Genomic DNA, 1,046 nt, shown 5'->3' with positions numbered 1-1,046 from the left:
AACAGCACAATTCCAGTGATCATCGGCGGTTTTGGTATCAGTCACATTTTTGTTGATGAATCCGCGGACCTAGAGAAATCGCTAAACGTGGTTGAAAACTCGAAAGTTCAACGTCCTTCGGCATGTAACTCGCTAGACACACTGCTTGTTCACGAGAAAGTGGCGGCGAAATTCTTGCCAATGATTGTCGAGCGAATGAGTGACAAAGTGACGTTTGTAGCAGAACCAAAAGCGAAAGCGCTAATGGCTCAAGCTACGCAAATTCGCGATGCCGCAGAAGGTGATTTTGATACCGAATGGCTAAGCTACACGTTAGGTGTAAAAGTTGTCGCTGACGTGAAAGATGCGATTGATCACATGCGAGTTCACAATGCGAGTCACTCAGATGCAATCATGACCAACAGCTTGATTAACTCAGAGTTGTTCATCAATTCGGTGGGCTCGGCTGCAGTTTATGTGAATGCGGCAACGCGCTTTACTGACGGTGCTCAGTTTGGCTTGGGGGCTGAAGTGGCCGTCTCAACTCAAAAGCTACATGCACGTGGCCCGATGGGTTTGGAAGAATTAACAAGCTACAAATGGGTCGGCAAAGCGAACTACTTAGCACGCAGTTAACAGATTCGACTCGATATTGATTGAAAAAGGGGCACTAGTGCCCCTTTTTCAATCAGATTCGACTCGATATTGATTGAAAAAGGGGCACTAGTGCCCCTTTTTGTTTTCTCTCACATATCAATTCCGCTACACTAGTCTGGCTTTTGGGACGGCCCCAATGGCACGTTATTTGGAGGTGATATGCATTGTCCTTTTTGTTCAGAGAACGATACAAAAGTAATTGATTCCCGATTGGTTGCGGATGGTCATCAAGTCCGTCGCCGCCGCCAATGTTTAGCCTGTAGTGAACGTTTTACTACGTTTGAAACGGCTGAATTGGTCATGCCTAAAGTCATTAAGTCGAATGGCAATCGTGAACCATTCGATGAAGATAAAATGGTCGGTGGCATTCAGCGCGCATTAGAGAAACGTCCGGTAAGTGCCGATTCTAT

Annotated in this window: 1 protein-coding gene and 1 pseudogene; both read left to right on the top strand. The window is 46.2% G+C overall.

Translation table 11 applies throughout. The features are described from left to right. A pseudogene (locus R7E47_RS25310) lies at positions 1 to 615 on the top strand (gamma-glutamyl-phosphate reductase); the annotation flags it as partial. Between the two features lie 180 nt (positions 616 to 795). After that, positions 796 to 1,046, top strand: a 251-nt coding sequence (nrdR, locus tag R7E47_RS25305) for a transcriptional regulator NrdR (protein WP_318085564.1), incomplete at its 3' end; no start/stop codon positions are given.

This window comes from Vibrio sp. Vb1026 (assembly GCF_033338745.1).
Taxonomy (GTDB): Bacteria; Pseudomonadota; Gammaproteobacteria; order Enterobacterales; family Vibrionaceae; genus Vibrio; species Vibrio alginolyticus.
This window is presented reverse-complemented; position numbering and strand designations above follow the sequence as displayed.